At 62.5% G+C, this 19,810-nt stretch carries 12 protein-coding genes; 8 read left to right on the top strand and 4 right to left on the bottom strand.

Annotation, left to right across the window (positions count from 1 at the left end; all coding sequences use genetic code 11):
- Positions 1 to 5: 5 nt before the first annotated feature.
- A complete protein-coding gene (mobF, locus tag LPN01_RS03055; RefSeq protein ID WP_262826863.1) occupies positions 6 to 2,948 on the top strand; it encodes a MobF family relaxase in 2,943 nt (980 codons plus the stop codon).
- Between the two features lie 46 nt (positions 2,949 to 2,994).
- On the opposite strand, the gene LPN01_RS03060 is transcribed toward mobF, so the two are convergent.
- Positions 2,995 to 3,915, bottom strand: coding sequence for an HNH endonuclease (locus tag LPN01_RS03060; protein ID WP_262826864.1), 921 nt, complete (start codon positions 3,913 to 3,915; stop codon positions 2,995 to 2,997).
- Between the two features lie 77 nt (positions 3,916 to 3,992).
- Between LPN01_RS03060 and LPN01_RS03065 the strand changes: the two genes are divergently transcribed.
- The 4 genes from LPN01_RS03065 (at position 3,993) to LPN01_RS03080 (ending at position 13,367) form a co-directional block, all read left to right on the top strand.
- Positions 3,993 to 5,750, top strand: a complete 1,758-nt coding sequence (locus LPN01_RS03065; RefSeq protein ID WP_262826865.1) for a class I SAM-dependent methyltransferase — start codon at positions 3,993 to 3,995, stop codon at positions 5,748 to 5,750.
- 263 nt (positions 5,751 to 6,013) lie between these two features.
- Positions 6,014 to 12,082 (top strand): hypothetical protein, encoded by a 6,069-nt coding sequence (locus LPN01_RS03070; protein WP_262826866.1) that lies wholly within the window; start codon positions 6,014 to 6,016, stop codon positions 12,080 to 12,082.
- A gap of 10 nt (positions 12,083 to 12,092) precedes the next feature.
- Entirely contained in the window at positions 12,093 to 12,734 is a 642-nt protein-coding gene (locus LPN01_RS03075) for a hypothetical protein (RefSeq protein WP_262826867.1), read from the top strand.
- A 57-nt stretch (positions 12,735 to 12,791) separates the two neighbouring features.
- Positions 12,792 to 13,367 carry a hypothetical protein gene (locus LPN01_RS03080; RefSeq protein WP_262826868.1) on the top strand — a complete coding sequence of 192 codons (576 nt, stop codon included), beginning with the start codon at positions 12,792 to 12,794 and terminating at the stop codon, positions 13,365 to 13,367.
- A gap of 33 nt (positions 13,368 to 13,400) precedes the next feature.
- On the opposite strand, the gene LPN01_RS03085 is transcribed toward LPN01_RS03080, so the two are convergent.
- The gene (locus tag LPN01_RS03085) at positions 13,401 to 14,189 is read right to left on the bottom strand and encodes a hypothetical protein (RefSeq protein WP_262826869.1); all 789 of its coding nucleotides are present in this window, start codon (positions 14,187 to 14,189) and stop codon (positions 13,401 to 13,403) included.
- A 99-nt stretch (positions 14,190 to 14,288) separates the two neighbouring features.
- Between LPN01_RS03085 and LPN01_RS03090 the strand changes: the two genes are divergently transcribed.
- The 3 genes from LPN01_RS03090 (at position 14,289) to LPN01_RS03100 (ending at position 17,079) form a co-directional block, all read left to right on the top strand.
- A complete protein-coding gene (locus LPN01_RS03090; protein WP_262826870.1) occupies positions 14,289 to 14,894 on the top strand; it encodes a hypothetical protein in 606 nt (201 codons plus the stop codon).
- An 11-nt stretch (positions 14,895 to 14,905) separates the two neighbouring features.
- Positions 14,906 to 15,469 carry a hypothetical protein gene (locus LPN01_RS03095; protein ID WP_262826871.1) on the top strand — a complete coding sequence of 188 codons (564 nt, stop codon included), beginning with the start codon at positions 14,906 to 14,908 and terminating at the stop codon, positions 15,467 to 15,469.
- A gap of 674 nt (positions 15,470 to 16,143) precedes the next feature.
- Positions 16,144 to 17,079 carry a hypothetical protein gene (locus LPN01_RS03100; protein WP_262826872.1) on the top strand — a complete coding sequence of 312 codons (936 nt, stop codon included), beginning with the start codon at positions 16,144 to 16,146 and terminating at the stop codon, positions 17,077 to 17,079.
- 188 nt (positions 17,080 to 17,267) lie between these two features.
- Here LPN01_RS03100 and LPN01_RS03105 read toward each other — a convergent pair whose 3' ends face one another.
- Both LPN01_RS03105 and LPN01_RS03110 read right to left on the bottom strand, forming a co-directional pair.
- Positions 17,268 to 18,140, bottom strand: a complete 873-nt coding sequence (locus LPN01_RS03105; protein ID WP_262826873.1) for a hypothetical protein — start codon at positions 18,138 to 18,140, stop codon at positions 17,268 to 17,270.
- A gap of 208 nt (positions 18,141 to 18,348) precedes the next feature.
- Complete coding sequence (locus LPN01_RS03110; RefSeq protein WP_262826874.1) at positions 18,349 to 19,635, bottom strand: DUF5623 domain-containing protein; 1,287 nt, start codon at positions 19,633 to 19,635, stop codon at positions 18,349 to 18,351.
- Positions 19,636 to 19,810: the final 175 nt, after the last annotated feature.

Below are 19,810 nucleotides of genomic sequence, written 5' to 3' on the forward strand. Positions count from 1 at the left end.
GTGCCATGCTGTCGGTCGCAACCGTCCGCTCCGCCAAGGGCGCCGCCGGCTATTTCGCCGCCGATAACTACTACTCGCCCGGCGAAGCGGAGACATCGGGCGAGTGGTTCGGTAAGGGCGCCGACGCGCTCGGGCTGACCGGCAATGTCGACAAGGAGACGTTCGAGGCGCTGCTGAAGGGCAGCCTTGCCGACGGATCGCAGGTCGGCACCCCCGAGCGCCACCGCGCCGGCATCGACCTCACTTTCTCGCTGCCCAAAAGTTGGTCGCTGCTCACGCTGGTTGGTGGTGATCGACGCATCCTCGACGCTTATCGTGCCGCGGTAAAGGAGACGCTCGGGTGGGCGGAGCGCAACGCCGCCGAGACCCGGATGGAGGTCAAGGGCAAGGAAAAGGTGGTCGCTACCGGCAACCTGATCGTGGCCCTCTTCGAGCACGACACAAGCCGGGAACAGGAGCCGCAGGCGCACCTTCACGCTATTGTCGCGAACGCCACCCAGGGGCCGGACGGCAAGTGGCGCGCGCTCCACAACGACAAGCTCTGGTCCTTGAACACCCTGTTCAACGCGATGACGATGGCGAGCTTCCGCGACAAGGTTGAGGCGCTGGGTTACGCCGTCGGTGACCGCGGCAAGCATGGCAATTTCGAAGCCGAGGGGATCCGCCGCAACCTGATCATGGCGTTCAGCACCCGGCGCCAGCAGATCCTCGCCAAGGTCGCCGAGATGGCGCAGAAGACGCCTGAGGCGTTCGCCGCCGCGACGCTGATGACGCGGTCCAAGAAGGCGCCCGTCGCGGACCGTGAGGCGCTCTACGAGGGCTGGCGGGAGAGCGCCCGATCAGTCGGTCTCGACCTTCCCGAACTCATCGAGCAAGCCCGGGCTCGGGTGATTGCTGCGCCTTCTCCTTGGGAGCGTCTGGCACAGGCTGCGGGTGCCGCGACGACACGCGGTCGGGATCTCGTCAGTGCGCTGGCCGATCGGCTCGGCCTTGCCAGGTCCGATCCTTATCTGCCCCGCAATATGCGCTCCAAGGGCCCGGCCGAGGTCGCCGCGGCGCATGCGGTGGCCTCTGCGCTGCGTCACCTCGTGCAGCGTGAAGCCGCCTTCAAGACAACCGACATCTACAAGGCTGCGCTGGACACAGGCCTGCCCACGGGCATCGATCAGATCGAGGCGCGCGTGGCCGCCCTCACGCGGACCGGTCAGCTCGTTGCAGGTACTGGGCGCGCCGAGGACATGATGACGACGGCCCAGAGTCTCGCGGTCGAACGACGGATCCTCTCGGCCGTGGATGCAGGGCGCGGCGCCGGCACCAGCTTCCTGCCTCTCGGCGATGCCGGTGCCGCTCTGCGCCACAAGGCGCAGTCTAGTTCAGGCATCGTGCTCAACCCCGGTCAGGAGGCTGCCGGCGTCCTCCTGCTGTCCTCCACCGACCGCATCATCGCCGTGCAGGGGGTCGCCGGCGCGGGCAAAAGCAGCATGCTGGCGCCCGCCGCCAGACTGATCGAGGAGCGCGGCCAGAAGGTGCTCGGGCTCGCCGTCCAGAACACGCTCGTCCAGATGCTCGAGCGCGCGACCGGCATTCGGTCGATGACCGTTGCCCGATTCCTGCGGGCCAACGCACCGCTCCTTGGCGAGCGCCCAGACAGGGGCGCGCTGACCGCGGCGCTGGCGACGTTCGGCGGAACCGCCATCCTCGTCGATGAGGCCTCGATGCTGTCGAACGCCGATCAACTGAAGCTGGTCGAACTCGCCAACCTGCTCGGCGTCGGTCGGATGGCCTTCGTCGGCGATGCGAGACAGCTCGGGGCGGTCGATGCGGGCAAACCGTTCTCGGTCATGCAGCAGGCCGGCGCGACCACCGCGCATATGCCTCAGAATATCCGCGCACGCGGCGAGGCGGTGAAAGCTGCTGCGGCAGCGGCGCAGATCGGCAATGTCGAGAAGGCCATGGCCGCACTGGCGCCATTCACGGTGGAGGCGCCGGGCCGTGGTGCGGAGGAGGCTGCGGACAGATGGCTGTCGCTGGGGTCGGATGAACGATCACGCACCGCCATCTATGCATCCGGTCGACGGTTGCGCGGCGACATAGACCGCACGGTTCAGGAAGGCTTGTTGGCACGCGGCGAGATCGGCCCCGCTAGCCTCGCCCTGATCGTGCTGGAGCGGGTCAATGTCACCAATGAGGAACTGCGGTACGCGCAGAACTATGCTCCCGGCATGGTGCTCGATGTGTCGGAACGCCGCGACGGAGTTCGGCTCGCCAAGGGTCGCGCCGAGGTCGTCGCGGTCGATGCCTCCGCGGGCACGGTCCGGGTGCGCGGGGCCGATGCAAAGGAGCGGACGTTCCGGCCTGATCGGCTCAGACCCACGCGCGATACCGGGCTGCAGTTGTACGAGCGCAAGGATCTCACGATCCATGAGCGCGATCGCATTCGCTGGACGGCGAGCGACCATAACCGGGGGCTGTTCAATGCGGACCGGGCACAGATCGTCGGGATCGATCGTGGCGTGGTCAGCATCGAAACCTCACTCGGCGTGAAGCTGGATTTGAAGCGGGCTGATCCGATGCTCCAGCGGCTCGATCTCGCCTACGCGCTCAACGCCCATATGGCGCAGGGGTTGACCTCCGACGCCGGTATCGCCGTCATGGAAACGCGCGATACCAAGCTCGTCAACCAGCAGACCTTCCTGGTCACGGTCACGCGGCTTCGGGATACGCTGACCCTGATCGTTGATCGCGCCGATGGCCTGCAGCGTCAGCTTGTTCGCAACGCTGGCGGCAAGACCTCGTCACTCGAGACTGCCGGCGGCATTCCTCACACTGGGCCATCGAGTGCGGCGAACGAAGGCCAGCATAGCGGTGCTGATAAACCGACTACGACACCCGAGAAAACGCTCGATATCGACACCGGTCGTGGGAAAATCTTCGAGATTGGGATCTGAAAACGAGATGGGATCTCGTCTCCGGCTCGGCAGAGCAGGTCCGCACTCATCCGAGATATGCATTCTCCCGGTGCCAGCGTAACGCCTCGGAGGACGGCGGATCGAAGCCAGCGATAGGTCGTGCCAGCGTCGTGCCCTGCATTGCATAGTAATGGACGCCGTTGTCGAAGTCGGCCTTCAGACGCTCTGACACGGCAAAGCGAAGCTGGCTATCGAAGGTGACATAGCCTCGATCGAACAGCTTGTGGATGTCCGTTCGCAGCAACAGGCCGTTGGACACAGCGTGCTCGCCTCCCGAGGCGAACGAGCGAATATGAGCCGCATCAAGGATCGGCAGCGTCCGCTCGCCCGACACGGCGCAGCGCCGCCGGTAGCCGTCCGTAACCGCAAAGCGAAAGGCACCCTGTCCCAGGCGCCGTCGCATGACAGTCGGGCTACCGAACCGGTCGCCGGTCGAGACCTGAGGTGCGGCTGGCGTCGCGGCTAACCGCTCTTGCACCTCCCGCCACAACGCCAGTCCATCAGGCTGATCGGTGGAGTAACCGCGCCCGACCACTGTGTTGGCCGAGAAGTTGGTTGGCGTCGGTATCCAGCGGTCCGCTGGCCAAAAGAACGGCTGCGTCAGAATCCTGCACCCGATGACGGGGTCGTCCCGGTCGCCGAGTTGCCGAACGCGCTTCAGCTTCGCGATGGTGCCGCGCATGTCGGCCAGGCTCGCGTTGCCATTCGCTTCGCCGAACGCTTCCCAAGCGAGCGATAGCGGCGCGAGGCTCGCATGCTCGAATACACCGCCGCCTGCGATCGCGTTCCAGGGGGCTTTCAGCTTGAACAGGAACAGGTCGCCAGGCCTCAGCGCCTTGAACTCGCCTGATCCGGACGGCTGCCAGAAGTTCACGTCTGCCGGATGCAGGCTCGCCAGGTGGTCGAACCACGGCTTGTGTGTCACACCGACGAAGATCCCTACCACCGCGAAAACATCGCTCTGGGTAGCATCATTGGCAACCCTGTTGCGTCTCGCCGACGCATCGTGGACGCTCCGTTGCGATGAACGATCCTGCACTTCACGACCCTGTGGCAGCCTACGATGCGCAGGCTCCCAGCCTCGCGGCCGAGTATGAACGCGTCGACCAGGTAGCCTACCGGTCTACCTTCTCGGACCTCATCCGGCCCGGCGCCGATTCCCTAGCGCTTGATGTCGGCGCGGGATCGGGACGCGATGCCGCTTGGCTGGCCACACTTGGTTACGACGTGGTCGCTGTTGAACCTGCGGCCGGCATGCGGACGGAAGCTCGCAAGTTGAACCGCAACGATCGCATCCGGTGGCTGGATGATCGGCTGCCCGCGCTGAACGCCACTCACGCCCTTGCCCTTTCTTTTGACCTGATCCTGCTATCGGGCGTGTGGCAGCACGTCGCGCCTCATGAGAGACAGCGCGCGTTCCGTAAGCTCGCCACGCTACTCAAACCGGGCGGGCTGTTGATCGTCACATTGCGCCATGGGCCGGCGCCACCCGACCGGCCCATGTACGATGTGACGGCAGGAGAGATCGAGGCGCTTGCTCGGAACCATGGTTTGGCGATTGCCCGCATCGCCCCGGCGTCAGATGCGCTGGGACGACCTGGCGTAGCATGGACCACCCTCGCGATGACCTTGCCCGACGACGGAACAGGAGCGCTGCCGTTGCTGCGGGGCATCGTCCTGAACGATGACAAGTCCTCAACCTACAAGCTCGGTTTGCTGCGGGCGATCGCGAAGATCGCGGACCTGACACCAAGCTTTGGCGTGCCGCACCCCACTGACGATAGCGTCGAAGTGCCGCTTGGTGCCGTAGCGCTGAACTGGGTGCGCATGTATCTGCCGCTCGTTCGTCGCGGTTTGCCTCAGATGCCCGGCAACGCCGGTCCGGACGGGCTCGGCTTCGCGAAAGAAGGCTTCCGGACTCTTCTTGCCGATGGGATAGCGCCCTTGGACCTACGAGTGGGCGCCACCTTCTCCGGTGAGCGCGCCGAGGCCGTGGCTGGCGCGATCGCTGACGCATCGCGCACGATTGCCACCATGCCCGCGAACTTCATCCGCTACCCGAACTCGGAGCAGCGCGTCTTTACTGCCGCAACGGCTCGCTCGTCACGTGGTTCGGCAATTGCGCTGGGACCTGACGCTTTGGGCGCGTTCGGCAGACTGGCCGTTCCCGGACATGTCTGGCGGACGATGCAACGGCTTGGCGTCTGGATCGAGCCGGTGTTGGCGGCTGAATGGGCGCGCCTCATGCGCGGCTACATGGAACGGCAAGGCAGAAGCGCGATCCTAGGCGAACTGGAGGCTGCCCTTGCATGGATAGAGCCTCGACGTGATGTGTCCGTGGCGCGCGATATTGCAGTCGACAGGCTCCGCCGCGGGGAACGCCTGCATTGCGTTTGGTCGGACCGGCCCCTGTCAGATACCACGCTCGATATCGATCATTGCCTGCCTTGGTCGGCTTGGGCCTGCGGTGACCTCTGGAACCTCATGCCCTCACACAGAATGGTCAATCAGCGGGAGAAGCGAGGCCTTTTGCCAAGTGCGAACGCTCTGGCCGCCGCGCGGTCCGCGATCGTCGCGTGGTGGGACGACGCCTGGCTCAGCGATGAAGCATTAGCCGCTAGGTTCGCGAGCGAGGCCGGAGCAGCGCTGCCCGTCGAGATCACTGCTGACAGTGACGCGATATTTGATGGGCTGGCCTGGCGCCGGCTTAGACTTAGGCAGGATCAGCAACTCGCCGAATGGGGCGGGCGTCGGCCAAGCCAACTGAATGCCGATCCGTAGCAGGCGCAGGTAACGGTCTACTCACTTATCGAGCGTGTAGACCCAGTTGCGGACGATCAGGGCATTCAGGCATCGTCCCGAAACCGGACGTCGATTCTTCGACGTCTAATGCTCAGTTTGATCCGCCGTTGAGGCCACGCGGAACGACCGTGAGTGGGACAAAGCTACCGTTCGCCGCCGCCCGCGAGAACGTCCGGTTGTGCCGAAACTGGTAATTCGTTGCGCTCGGCGCTGGCACTTATAATTGCGGCCAGATACTGTCTATGGCGATGAAAAAGTCTTCGGTCGCTCAGCAACCAAGTTATCCCAGGCTCTCGCAAAATCCGCAGGATGAACATGCGTTTTGGGAGCTCGGCTCACGGCGGTTCGAGCAATTTGCGCGCGCACTGCATGCAGCCCAGCCCGACATCCTCAGCACGAACCTCTACGGTCCCGATGGACAAGAGCAGTTCGGTGCTGATCATATAGCATTTCATCGACACGACCCGGCACCTTATCTCGAAGTGGGTCAATCCAAAGCCGAACGGCGGTTCGGGCAAAGCGACATCCGTGCAGCCGCTGACAAGTTCATCGAACATTGGGACCGTCACTGGCGAGAAAATGACGTTCGTCATTTCATCCTATTCGTTGGCTGCGCCATCAAGAGCCGTCAGGCGACTGACGAGATCATCGCCCAAACCCAGAAGTTTGCAGCCCTTGGCATCCAATTTTCGGTGTGGGACTCGTCCGAAATCTATGATCGGCTGCCCGGTGCGAATGTCGCAGTTCGAACCTATCTTGGCCAAGACTGGTATGAGCGAATATTCGGCAAGCCCACAGGGCCACTCACCGGCTTGCAGCAGGCTCTCGAGCGCGGTTGGGACCTGAGCGCAGTCAGCCTCCAACATTATGTGACCCGGCTCAATCAGGCTGAGACCGGTGAGATCGCGGAGCTCAAGCGCCGCGCAAGGCGGGGAGAAACGCCTCGCGTTATCGCGGAACTTGAAAGTGCGCTGCGCTCTGAAGCCGCCGACGCCCTGAGTGCGAGCGTCAAAGCCGAGAAGCTGCGGCTCTTGGCTGGCCTGCTCATCCCCTCGGAAAACTTCACCCGGGTACGACAGCTGCTCGATCAAGCCGACGCGCTCGAAGGAGAGTCGATCAGGTTGCGAGCAATTTTAACGCTTGAAGAACTTGGCCCACAGCCGCTGCTGGACGGCGTTTCGGCCGAGGATATGGCAGAGTTGGCAGAAGTGCGGGCGGTGGCGCTGCTTCGTCAGTGTCAACCACAGACAGCTTACGATGAGTTAGCAGCCTATATCGACGGGAATGACGCTCGGGCCGAGACCCTTCGTCTCGCCGCTTTGGCAAAGCTGGCCGCGAACGATCGCGAAGCGGCCGTCGCTCTGGCAGAGCGAGCTCTTGCCCGCGAACCCGAAACGCGTGCTTGTCAGCAGGCGCTCGCCATCTGCCATTTTCACCGCGCCCTAGCGCCATCGGTTGAGACCGCGGTGGGTGAATGGCCACCGCCGATCGACCAGCCTTTGGTCCGGCTGTCGGATGCGGCCCGGACGGACTTGGAAAGGGCGGAATCTCTTCTCAGTGCGTTGATCGCCGATCCTGCTTTGGCCGCGCACCGTTCTATGGTCATGTGGCACTTCGGTGTCCTGGCCTGCATGCCCTGGCGTCACGCCGACACGACGCAGCGGCTCGCCCAGTTGCAAGCGGATGGAACGCTACCCGCACCGCTCATTGCGTGGGCACTTTCCCGCGCCCTCCCGCTCGACAGAAAAGCCGCCATCGCACAATGTGATGCAGCGCTCGCCTCTGATCCCGATGATTTTGAGACGCTGTTTATCCGAGTGGCGCTCGCAAACGCGGATCGCGACTTCGCGCACGCGCGTCAGATCCTTCAGACGCGTTCAGACACACTGGCAACTGCTGGCCATGTGGAGGTGCGGGATTATTGGCTCGCCGTTATCGACATGGAGACACATCGCCCACTAGGCGAGAGCGCGCTCGACGCGCATCCCTGGCTCCGACTTCGCCGCGCCATGGACACCCGCCGGAAAAAGCCGCGTCGCGTCGCTATCGCCGCGGTCCTGGACGAGCAGCTCGCCGGCAGCGGCGATCCACGCGTCATCTTGGCTGCCACACAAATGCTGATCGAAGCTGGCTGGCATAAAAGCGCGGTGAAGGCGGCGCCCTATCTCCTCGAACAGATCGGCACCGCCGAGGCCCTGGCCGCGGCCGCGCATGCCTATTATCGAAATGGGCAGCCTTCGCAGGTGTTATCGACGCTTGAGCATCTGGACGCCTTCCCGGGCGGAACGCTCCCCGTTGAACTCGAAAGACTGCGCGCAAACAGTCTCGCGGCCGCAGGTGAGTTGGTCGGCGCACGCGATGTCAGCTTGTTGATCGCCCAATCAACGAAGCGGCCCGACGATCTGTGGCGCTCGATCCAGCTCCAACTGGCGATTGGGGCGGCGCCGGAAGCTCTGGCGCTGTACGAACAACATGCCGAAGCCCTGACGAAGCCATCACCAGGGCATATCGCCTTGGCGCGCGCGATCCTGCAGTCTCATCCCGACGCGGCGATGCGCATCACCCGGCAAATCTCTGCCGATGCCCCCGACGAATATGTAACGGCGGCCTTCGATCTGGCGCTTAAGCTGAAAATGGCGGCCGAACAGCGTGTGCTCACGGGCCGCCTCCAACAATTGGGTGCGCAAGGGCGCGGCGGCGTCACGCTCATCTCGATCGACGACATCGTAACGATGATGCAAGAGCGCCGCGAGCAGGTCGAGCGCACCTTCGAGCTTTACGCCAACGGGCACGCGCCGGTCTATGTTTTGGCAAGCTTCCGACAGGAAGCGTTGGCCTCTACCTATCTTGGCCCGCTCCTGAAGGCCCCCGAACCCACGGAACGCCGGGCGATTCTGTCGACCCGCTACGGTCGGCGTTTGGAGGAAGACCCATGGCCGGATGCTCGCACGGATGTCCGGCTTCTGGTGGATATCACGGCTCTACTGACAGCGCACGGGCTCGGGATCCTGGAACTCGCCGAGCGCGCCTTCGCGCCGCTTTGGATTGCGCCCGAAGCCGTTCCTGGCTTGCTGGCGCTACGATCGGACAGCGAGGTTACCCAGCCTGAGCGCATCGACGCAATGCGCGCGGTTCTGGCGCGCCTCGGTGATGGCGAGCTTCACGATCAGGCGCAGCTATCCGCGATCAACACCTTTCACGTGCTTTGGGAAGGCGATGGCGCGGAGCCAAATTCCACCTTGTCCTTCCATCGCCTGTTCGACGTCATAGCGAAGCCGCTCGGAAAGCGGCTCGAGACGAAAGCGCGCGATGCGTTGGGAACGACCCTCGACGCTGCTGCCGTTGGTGCAACCCCTCCGAATGGCGCGGTCGTCACGCTCGACCACGGCATCGCCGTAACATTGGAAGAGGCCAATCTCCTCGGCCCCTTGTGCGCTCAGTTTCAGGTCGGCATCGAGGCGGGCGACATCGCTGAGATCCGCGCAACGATCGCTGATGCCGATCGGCGCCTGGCGACCGTGGAAAGTCTCTCGGCCCTTATCGGCAAGATCCGCGTCGGCCTTGAAGAAGGCACCTATAAGAGCGTTCCGGTCAGCGATGTTCAGCAGCCGGAGCATACGGGGCGGAGCTTCATGCAACTCCTCCAGTCGCTGGCGACGGACGGAGGGATCGCATGGGTCGACGACCGCTATACCTCATCGATCAACAATAGGGATTTCCGGACCGCGACGACCGTCGAAATTCTCGACGCACTTTTTCTATATGGGCGGCTGACAGAGAGTCAGCGTGACGGTTTTCGCCAGCGCCTGCGCGCCGCGCGCTGGCTCTTCATGCCGCTGCGGGGCGATGAGATCGCCCGCTTCATGCGACCCGCGGTGCAAAATGGCGAGCTTCGAGAGACCGAAGACCTGGCCATCATTCGCCGGTACATCGGCGAGGCCCTCATCCATCGCCGGCGCCTGCAATGGCCCGAGCCGACCGCAGTCGAACAAGGTATCAAGGGCGAAGTTCCGTTCTTGCTCGATTCCGGACATGCCATAAGCCAGGCCCTCGCAGCCATCTGGAACGATGACAGCTGGACCGTTGATGATGCCGAAGTCGCATCGGCCTGGATCGTCGATACGCTGGAAATGAGCCTCTTCCCCGTACAGGTTCTGGCGGCCGGGGATCCTAGATCGGACAGCCTGCTCGGCATCCATCTGGGCGGTTTGGCGCTCGTCGCCATCCAGATATTCTCAGGCAAGAGGTCTGACCAGCGTCAGCGCGCCTATTTCGACTGGTTCTGGCGGCATGTGCTCGCGAATGCGCTGCGCGTTCGCCCCGAAATTCGCGGCGGCCTTGAAGAGATGATCGAAAGCCATCTTACGCGGACCGACGACGCACTGATGGAAGATCGCCTGTGGCTTGCCCTGTCAGGGCGGGTGCTGAATGCCATGCCGCTGCCACTTCGTGTGTCACTGCTTCAGCGCCCCGGTATGCGCGAAGCATTCAATCTTCCCGATCACGGGCAGATCACGATCGACGGTCTTGATTTCGATGAACTGGAATTCTGGGACGCCGTCGTCAATGCCGCTGTCGGTCATGTCAAGAAACTGAAGACGATGTGCGGCGAAGCGGCGACTTTGGCGTGGATCGAGAGCGACGGCGATCCCCATCTGAAGCTGACGGTCGGTCGGAGAAAGATGCGTCTCGACGCCTGGCCGCGTCGCGTCGCCAGCGATGACGCCACTGTTCGAAAGGAAGCGCTTCAAGAGCGGGCCGGCGTCATGGACATGTCGGACAAGGACTTGGGCGCGTTCAATGCGTCGCTTGCCTCGACGAACCCGACCTACATGCGCGTGCGGGCGAGCCTCGCAAAATCGCATGAGGCGATGCAGCAATGGTACGCCGATCTTGACACAGGTGTTCGCGAGAAGCGCGCCTTTGCGTTGGCCGATCTTGAACCCGATGCGATCGGCAAGCTCACCCGTCACCTTCGCTTGGACGACGATTTTGAGCAGGCAGCGCAGACGCTGATCGACGAGCGCGGACTGGTCGTGGCTGTGCGCAGGCTCGGCGGCCTCCCCATTACCCCACCAGCATCGATCGCTACTGCCCTCGCGTCGCTCGACCAGCCCGGCATCGCCCGCTTCCTCGATGAGGTCGAAGGTGAAACCTCACCGCCCTGGACGCAGCTCTTTCTTGCCGATGCGCTGGCTGCCTGTGACATGAGCGACTTAATATCGGCCAGAGTGCGCGGCTGGATCGACCGCGCGCTTTCTGACGAGGCCACTCCCCTGTGGGACCTTTACATTGCCTTGGCGCGGTTCACAGCGACCGAAGCCTATGCCCACCCGGACTGGGCCACGCTGACCGCGCGACAGCAGCTCGCCGCCTGTTGGTCACACGCCAGTGCGCTGTCCGAGGCCCTCGTCTCAGGCCGTGTGATTATCGATAAGGTTCTCGATATGATCGCGAGCAACCGGCTTATCTCACCGCGTATCCTGGTCGAGCAACTAGACCTGTTCACCCACGATGCTGCCAACCCCAAGCAGATGGCGGTCGACCGCTTGCGGGCGCATATTGCAGCACCCGCGTTGATCCAGTTTCAGAAACAAGCTTCGCATCAGCAATGGGCGGAGGCCAAGCTTCGCCAACTGGTGGTCGAAACCAACGACGATGGTGAGCGTCCCCGCATGGACATCATCCGTGGGTCATTATCGCCGGATAACGCGATGCCCAGTCGGCTTAACGCTGAGCTCGGCGACGTGTTTGATGCAGTCTATCCCAATGCCGGCACGACATTCCGCGACAAGGTCGAGGGTTTGCTTACAGTGTTGCTTGCTGCCGAGCCCGCGAGCCGCGAGGCTCTCGCCGGCTGGCATTTGCTGCGTCAGGCCAGCGCCGATACGCCCTTGCCAAAGAATCTGGCTGACATTGCGCATGAGCGTGCCAAGGATTGGGATCTATCTCTTCCCGGCGAAGAACTGGAAAGTGCGCGCTTCCACCTCCTCACCTTTGCCGCGCTCGCCGCAGTCAATGGCTGGGTCGATCAGGCTGACAGGATTGATGCCGCCGCGTCTGCGCTTGGCCCGCGTGCGGGCGATGACGAAGCCATGGTGCTGTTCGAGATCGCGATCTGGCGGGCGACATTGATTGCCAACATTCCTGAGCGCCTGCAATTTTTGGCGCGCGACCTTCTTCGGCTCGCGCGTCACGAGCCTCTTCGCGAGCAGGCGATTGTCGCCGCACGCCATTTCGCTCGTAGCCTGTCGGGACAGCATGCAGAGCCGTTCGTGGATGTCATCGGCGAACTAATCGCGACTTATTGATGGCGGGTTTATGCGCCTAACCGTCCTTTACCCCGAAGTGAAGGCGCAGATTGCCCAATTCGCGGGTGGGCTGATGCCTGTTCGTCTTGGCGACGACGAGCAGCTTTCCCTCGTCGTGAAAACGCAGAAAGAGGCGATCCTTGCGGCCCAGATGCACGGGCTGTTCGCCTTCTACCTGCCAGCGCTGCCATCGTCCTCATGCACAACCACCTCGCTCATCACCGCGTTCTTCGATGACGACGACGAGCCCCTCACCATTCGTACCCCGTTGTTCGGCGATGATGCCTTCTCGCAAGACATCATCGAGATCCTGAAATATGATGAAGTCAGCGTCTATTTCTTCGACGAACACAATTACGAGTGGATGAGCTTCCGTACGGCTTTGAAGGATAATGGAAGCTGCCTCGTCGGCGACGACGACATCTACTTGCTCGGCTACCATCCCGAAACGGTAAAGTGCATCCACACCGTGCTGAACGACTGGTTTGGTGCTCGCACGACCGAGGATGACGAGCGTGCGATCCAGGCCATATTCAAAGAATCGCTTTCGCCGAGCGACCTCTTCGTCCTCGATGTAACGCGGGAGATGAACGGTTATCAGGGCGGCGCCGGTTTCCGCCACGACACCCTGACGAGAACAGACCCCGGCTAGCATCAGGAGCGGGACATTTCGGCATGCCTGTCACGGGCCTTCGAGCCCGGCCAGATCATGATGAACCCTAGGCGGAAGGATAATCACAAGGAAATCCTCGATCACCTCGTCCTAACCGAAGAGTTGGCCATCCTCGTCCAGGCAAAGGACAGCCCGACGACGGAAGCCGGGATAACCCGCACGCTCCAGCGCAAGCGACTAGCAACTCACAGCCAGATCGACGCGGCGATACGGCAGATCAACGGCGCCGCCCGCTACCTCGAACGTGAAGGCGTCGCGAAGCTGGTAGTTGCCGGTCAGGATATCGATGTCGACCTCAGCAATCGGCGCGTCATCGGCCTCGCTGTCGTCAAGGAGCTCTTCGACGACGAAGGCACCGCCTACGCTGCGGCATGCGCCAAAATGGCGGGCCTTTCCGGAGGTGGCATAGTGATGGATTATAACTCCTTCCATGCCTTCACCCATCGCTTCGCGTCCCGCGACGCGTTTGTCCACAAACTAGAGAAGCTCATTGCCCGCGTGCGGACGCATGGCTGGATCCGGGTCAAGGACGAGGTGTTCGATGGCATCCTCGATTGGGTAGAGAGCATGCGCGCAGGCCGTCCTGGCGAGAACGATCACCCCGACAAATAGGCGCTAGCCTCGCAACATACCGTGTGCGACTGGCTAGCTTTTCGGAGCGATAATCACGCGTACCCGTAGCGCTCCGCTGTGCTTTTCAAGATCGCGCTCGATCCCGACCGGATTCCCGATCCGGCCTTCGGGATCGTACACGAAGCACACCAGCGTCTTACAGTCGGGATGGCTCTCATAGCGCCCCCGGTCTATGATAAGCTGCTCACCGAGATCCTTTGCCTTCATCGAAACCCGGGTCTTCTTCACTTCGATGACGATCTGTTCGGCCTTCAGCAGGAAATCGACGCGCGACGATCCGCCCGCATAACTTGGCGTCCATTCCTCGGCCCGGATATCGTCGAAATGGAGCCGCAGGATCGAATGTAAGAAATCCTGGACGTCATATTCATCGTTAATCGTAAGCGTGTTTCGATCACTGTAACGCTGCTGAAGCTGTCGCGCGGCGCTGTGGAAGCGCAGGCACAGCTTCTCGATCAGACTAAGCTGGTCCGGTTCGCTTTCTGCCTTATCGTCATCCAGGCTGTACTCCTCGATCTCGAGGATCATGGAGTCGAGCACTGCGGCCGCGTTTTTCAGGCCTCGCAGATACGCTGCCCTGAACTCAGACTCTGGCGTCGAGGTACTGAATGCGCCAAGCGAGTAGCGCACCGCCTTAAAGTCCTCCAGATTCCGGCTCTGCGGCCCGAAGATCCGTTCGATTGCGATCTCAGTGTCGCGATGCCATTTCGTGAACTCTGGACCGGACGAGCTCACAGATATCAGCTGTTCGGAGGCGGTACGTTGGCGCTGCAGGATGGCAATGGACTGCTGCTTCTTCATATTTCGCACGTGCCACATTCGATTGAGCGAGGCCACCTCGTGCGGGGGAGGCGGCGCTTTTCTTGCTGCCGTGAGGCGATGCCTGTAGCTACAGTTGCGATGAGAACCGGTACGATCAATTTCCAGTTCGACGTGTCCGATGTCGTGGCTCGAGCTATGCGCTCACCGCCGGCTTCGAATGCCGCAACAGAGTTCAAGCTGCCTTTCATCACGGTCCTAGCCGATCCCAGCCCGCTGGAGCGTCGGATCGCGAATGAGCTGGTCATCCGCCTCGGCGACCGGCGGGTCCTCAATGCCTGGGAATGCTGCGACAATTGTATTGATGACGCTTTGCGCTCGCTTCAGGAAATTCGCTCGATCCTTCTCGAACGCAGGATTGCGTTGGCTGGCGAGCAAAGCGGTATCTTGAGCCACGTGATCGAACTGATGCTCACGGCCGTCAGGCAGTTCCTGACCTTTGAGCAGAGTCTGGGGAGTGCCGGTATGGCCACGCCTAGCCCCGCTGCCGAATTTTATCGGCCGCACGAGGATCGACAAATCTATTTCGACGCGCTCGAACAGTTACGCGGTCACCTCAGTCGCTGCATGGGGCAGGTCGCGGTCGTCGCCGGCCTCAACGTACCGTCGGACGGCTTCATTGCCGGATATCAGGGTCCATGGCAGATGGAAGCATACAAGCCCATCGTCGACGCGAGTCATACTTGAAGTCGGGGTCGATGGTGGCACAGGAAGAAGCTGGGGAACTAGGTTCAACGATGGCGGAAGGCACATTAACCGAAAGCGAAGCATGGCTCGCCCGACGCGCACCGGGCTTCCAAGACCTTCCCGGCCCCGACCGCCGCGCAATCTATGACTTCTCCTTTTTGTGGAGCCTGTTTGAGGCGCAACTACAAGGCGGCTTTGCGAAGGCCAACACGATCCGTGACATGGTAGACAGCTGGGTCAATGTCGGCGTGTTGAATATCGGCCCGTTCACCGGTGAGCTCGCCTATTTTCGCCATCGCTATTTCGCTGATGGCAAGCTGACCGGCCACTTTCCGCACCTGAACCTTCGTCCCGGCGATAGTCCGCAAATCGTGCAGGCCGTGATCGCGGGGACGAGCGACACCCCCCGTGACCAGATGCTTGCGCTTCTGATGATCGTCTGGCGGCTCAGGAACAACCTCTTCCACGGAGCTAAATGGGCCTACCAGCTGCGCAATCAACTCGACAATTTCAGCCATGCCAATCGTGTGTTGATGCAAGTTCTCGACCAGCATGGAAATCTTCACCGATCCTGACAGGAAGGTGCTAACGCCGAACCTGAGCTGTACTGCCGTCAAGCGGCTGAGTGGTACGCGAATGACCGCTTGTGGCGTAAGTAGACGTTCGGAACTCTGCCGCGGAACGGCAGGTTCTGGTCGTTAGCTGCCGCGATCGCGCGGCAGCCGCCAAAGACCCAGACACGGACATTCCACAGCCTCTTCTCGCTGCCCGCTACCTGCCGCTCGTTCATGTGATCAGCCCTTTGCTATAGTGTCGCAACCAGCACCTCGAAACGGCTAAGATCGAGTCTAATTGCCGGGCCATTTTAGAGCGCTGAGTCGAACTTCCGCGCTGATCCGCATCTATTTGACCGATAGATCGGGGTTTTCAACAAAGCGGAACTACGCCGCACATAGGTCTGTTGCCTATTTCGGAGCCGGACTGCATTTGGAATATCTGGATCAAATTCCGTCAGCATCGTCAATTAGCGATTGCAGTGCTTCGGATCCGGCCCAACGCCCGCTCGGCAGGAACCCGCGCGACATCTACGTTCCGGATCTCCGGTTAAGTTTGGGTGTCGTGCCGGGGCAACCGACGCAGGGCATCAAGATCAAGCCGCGCGATTTCTGATGACGCATCAACCGGCGACTTTCGCCGAAGTGGACTGACAAGACTGGTGTGGCGACGCTGTGTGCGTCATTGATCGAGCATGACAGACGCGCAACGATCACAACGGCGAAGCGACTACGAACGCGGGTTCGAGCGATGCGTCGTCACTTTCATCGACATCCTCGGCTACAGGAACCTCCTCAACACGAGAGATGCCGCCGAGATCGTGGGCATCGTCAACGCGCTGCGGACATTCACGGCGGGCGACAGTGACGAAGACGAGCCGCCACGGCGAATGGACGAACATCGACTGTATTCGCAGTCCTTCTCGGAATCAGTGTCAGACGCCGTTGTGCGCGTGCGCACCGTCGACACGCAGTCGCCCGATGGAGCCTTCGTCCTTGAGCTGATCGATCTGATGCACGCGATGATCGAGTGCGTGAACAGGGGGATCCTCATCCGGGGCGGCATGACTATCGGGCCGGTGCATATCGGGCTGGATGGCAGAGGCCCGATCTTCGGTAACGGGATGGTACGCGCGTTCAAGATCGAATCCGAGGAAGCGGTCTATCCGCGGATCATGATCGATGACGCGGCTCTGGAGGCGTATCTCTCAGACGAGTCACTGTGGAACGACGGTGAGGTCGATGCCGACGAGGCACGCCTGGCGCTGGAGTTTATAGCCGTCGCCGACGATGGATCCCATTTCGTCGACTATCTCCGAGCTGCCGGTCCGGGAGAGTTCGACGCGGGAGTGGTTGGCCAATTCGAGTTCCTACAGCGCCATCGCCAACTGATCGTCGATAACCTGACGACCGAGGATCAGAAGGCGCGGCGGAAGCTCGTCTGGCTGGCCAACTACCACAACCGCTTCATCGTCGATCTGCGCGAGCAATACGACATGGAGGACCCGCGGGGCGAATTCTACGCCGAACTGGAGGTTGCACCGGCGGAGATGTTCGACAGCCTGATGATCGAGGGGGCTTGGACCAGCGTAAGCGCGAGGCTGGCCGAGCTCGCCAGTCGGGAACCGTAACGATCGCGGACACAGGGTGTGCCCTCCTTTTGTGGCATGCCCGGACCAAGCTGATCGAACTGTTTCGTGCTAGCGCCCGGTCATGACCTAGCAGACTGAAGCCATCACGACACCGACGGGCTCTACCAAGCGGTCGCGTTTGACGCAGGGCGACGGACGCCTCGCGCCCGTCGCCTCCACAGCATTCGCTACGCCGCGAGCACCTCGCTTGCCCGGCGCATGCGAGCTACGGCCTGCCCGACCGATTCCACTGTGGGATCGAGCGCATGCTCCATCGCGTCCAGCAGCCTCGGAAGCCCGACGATCCTGTGCTTCATCAGGTGTTCGAGCGCGAGTTCACGCGCGGGCCCACGCGACCAAGTTATCGTCCCCGCCATGGTCGAGAAATGCGCTTCCTGGCGGATGTGAGGAATGCGGACCCACGGATCGACCCTCGTCGAGACGCCGTCCGCCGTGCGCCACATCGGCTTGTAGTCGCGCGAGAACGTGATGATCGCCCCGTCGCCCACCGTCCAGTATCCGTAGGGCAGCCACAGGCGGCTCGGCGCGAAATCGTCGAGCGGCACGCGCGGTGTCACGACCTCGAAGTCGGCGCATATGCCGAAGCCGGTGTCGTATAGGATGTGGGCCGGTCGGCCGAGCGAGAGCAGATACCCATGCCGCACGCTGGCCGGCTCCTTCACCCGGATGACGGTCCCGGGCCTGCCCCGACCCGGCGGCCCGAAAAGGCGATCCCGCCAGATCATGGTGCGCAGGGCCAGCGCTTCCTCGAGCTCCATGTCCGCCAGCAGACGCGAACGCGTCAGAGCGAACTCGACGTCACCGTGGCCGACGCCCAGCCGGTCGGCGATCGACAGGACCAAGGCCTTTGCCGTCGGCGGGTCCGGCGGAGCGGTCGCGACCTTCTCGGCAGCAGAGGCCGTCAGCTCGTGCCAGTCGCGGTGGCCCGTCGCCTTTGCGATGGCCTCCTGCGCGGATGACAGCTTGATCCCGCCGGCCTCCCGCACGAGGATCTTGGCGGCTGCCTTGGGTATGTCGGTGCTTGTGAAATGAACACGCATCTGAACCACTCCGGCGGTGCTTGATAAGGCGTGTCCACTAGGCCCGCGCGCACCTGGAAGAGGTTCGTCGGCGACTTGATCTCCTGCCCGTGAGCTGCGCCTTTGTGGACGGCGTGGCCGGATCAGCCGTCGACAAAATGACATCGCTCGCTTGGAAGCGCAACGGCGGCTGCCCGGCCTTAGAAACCAAGGCCGGCCCCCTCGATCGTCAGTTGCGCCAGCTCGCCAGCGACGCGATGGCTCTGTCTGCCTGGCCGATCACGGCGTCGAGCGGCGGACAGTCCGGATAGTGTTGCGCGAGGATCGCCTTCGCACGTTCGAGCCTACCGATCATCTCCTGCCTGTCGATGGGCGGCTGTGGCCCACCGTCAAGCTCGTGGTAGTAGAGGTCGGAGAAGGTCTTCTGATCGAGCTCCTGGGTCGTATACTCGCGCATCACCCATTCATCGAGCTCACTGCGTATCCGGTCCACGCGCGTTCGGGCGCCGTCCCTCCGCTCGGCGGCGACAAGGACGGACTTCAGCAAACCGCCGACCTCCTGGTGCACCTCCACCGGCATCCGCGCATTCGGGCGCAGCCGACGCCCAACGAACGACATGGTGTAGGCGATCGACGCGCGCTTGCGGGCGGGCTTACGAACCTTTGGGACTGCGACCGCCCTCGCGGCGGCCGCTGCTCGCGTGCCTGGGGTATCGACTTGGGCGTGGTATTCGCCTGAGATGCCGGTCCACCGCGACGCGGCTACCGGTCGCGGCGCGCGCTGAAGTGCATCGGCGAACGATGCGATCGACGGGCCTTTCGAGCGGTCCGCCATCAAGAACAGCCAGCAGCCGCCGTCCGTCCAATACATGCTCCCCCAAGCGGGCTTCACGATTTCCCATCCGTGACGTGCCGCCCAGGCTAACCTTTCCCCACTGATCGAGCCCTCGGCCCGGACATAGGGCTCGTCGGCGCGCACGTGGCGGCAATTTTCAGGATCCCACCAGACCGATGTGTGATCCTGGTCCGGTACCCGGTTGTCGAAGCGGCCCTTGGGATAAGTGCGTCTCGAATCCGAGGGCTTGAGACCGGTCGCCTCGATGAACTGTAGCGTCCGCGCCACCTCGCATACACGCCGGCGGGCGAGTTCCTGGTCCTCGGACATGGAGAGGATAACGAGATGGTCCGGCGCCTCGGCTCGCACGTTGCCGAGGTAGCGGTCGTTCGCGGCTTGGCTGGGCGAGACGAGCTCTCCGTAGGTCCTGACGAAGGCGACCTTCAGGGTTTCCTGGCCTCGAGCCTTGTTGGCTCGGTCAAACCACCTCGCGGTTATCCAGATGTAGCGACGCGTCTGTCCGCCGATTTCACGGTTCGCGTTGGTGAAGTTGCTATAGCCGGCCGCCTGCGCAGCAAGGTCGAGTGCCTCATTGTGCTTGATGCCCTTGTCGCGCTTGAGCGACTTGGCGAGGCTCTTGATGCCGTCGATCGTCGACGGGCGAATGGTCTTCTCCGGCATGTTCATCTCCAGCCCGAAACGAAGCGTCGCCCGCCAACCGCCTCCCGAGCTCGAGAGACATAGAGAAGTCGTCATGCGGCAGCGCTGCTTGCAGCTTCGCTCCTGGCGGGCGGCGGGTTCCTGCCTGAAGAGCCCGCGCAGATGATAGCTGGACCTCGGCGCGATTGGAAGACGG

This window comes from Sphingomonas sp. A2-49, from assembly GCF_025548555.1.
Lineage (GTDB): Bacteria > Pseudomonadota > Alphaproteobacteria > Sphingomonadales > Sphingomonadaceae > Sphingomonas.

Excerpts from the sequence above, each read along its gene's own strand:
- LPN01_RS03085 (WP_262826869.1), bottom strand. The coding sequence starts at position 14,189 with ATGAAGAAGCAGCAGTCCATTGCCATCCTGCAGCGCCAACGTACCGCC.
- LPN01_RS03070 (WP_262826866.1), top strand. The coding sequence starts at position 6,014 with ATGGCGATGAAAAAGTCTTCGGTCGCTCAGCAACCAAGTTATCCCAGG.
- mobF (WP_262826863.1), top strand. The coding sequence starts at position 6 with ATGCTGTCGGTCGCAACCGTCCGCTCCGCCAAGGGCGCCGCCGGCTAT.
- LPN01_RS03110 (WP_262826874.1), bottom strand. The coding sequence starts at position 19,635 with ATGCCGGAGAAGACCATTCGCCCGTCGACGATCGACGGCATCAAGAGC.
- LPN01_RS03095 (WP_262826871.1), top strand. The coding sequence starts at position 14,906 with ATGGTGGCACAGGAAGAAGCTGGGGAACTAGGTTCAACGATGGCGGAA.
- LPN01_RS03105 (WP_262826873.1), bottom strand. The coding sequence starts at position 18,140 with ATGCGTGTTCATTTCACAAGCACCGACATACCCAAGGCAGCCGCCAAG.
- LPN01_RS03075 (WP_262826867.1), top strand. The coding sequence starts at position 12,093 with ATGCGCCTAACCGTCCTTTACCCCGAAGTGAAGGCGCAGATTGCCCAA.
- LPN01_RS03080 (WP_262826868.1), top strand. The coding sequence starts at position 12,792 with ATGATGAACCCTAGGCGGAAGGATAATCACAAGGAAATCCTCGATCAC.
- LPN01_RS03065 (WP_262826865.1), top strand. The coding sequence starts at position 3,993 with ATGAACGATCCTGCACTTCACGACCCTGTGGCAGCCTACGATGCGCAG.
- LPN01_RS03090 (WP_262826870.1), top strand. The coding sequence starts at position 14,289 with ATGAGAACCGGTACGATCAATTTCCAGTTCGACGTGTCCGATGTCGTG.
- LPN01_RS03100 (WP_262826872.1), top strand. The coding sequence starts at position 16,144 with ATGACAGACGCGCAACGATCACAACGGCGAAGCGACTACGAACGCGGG.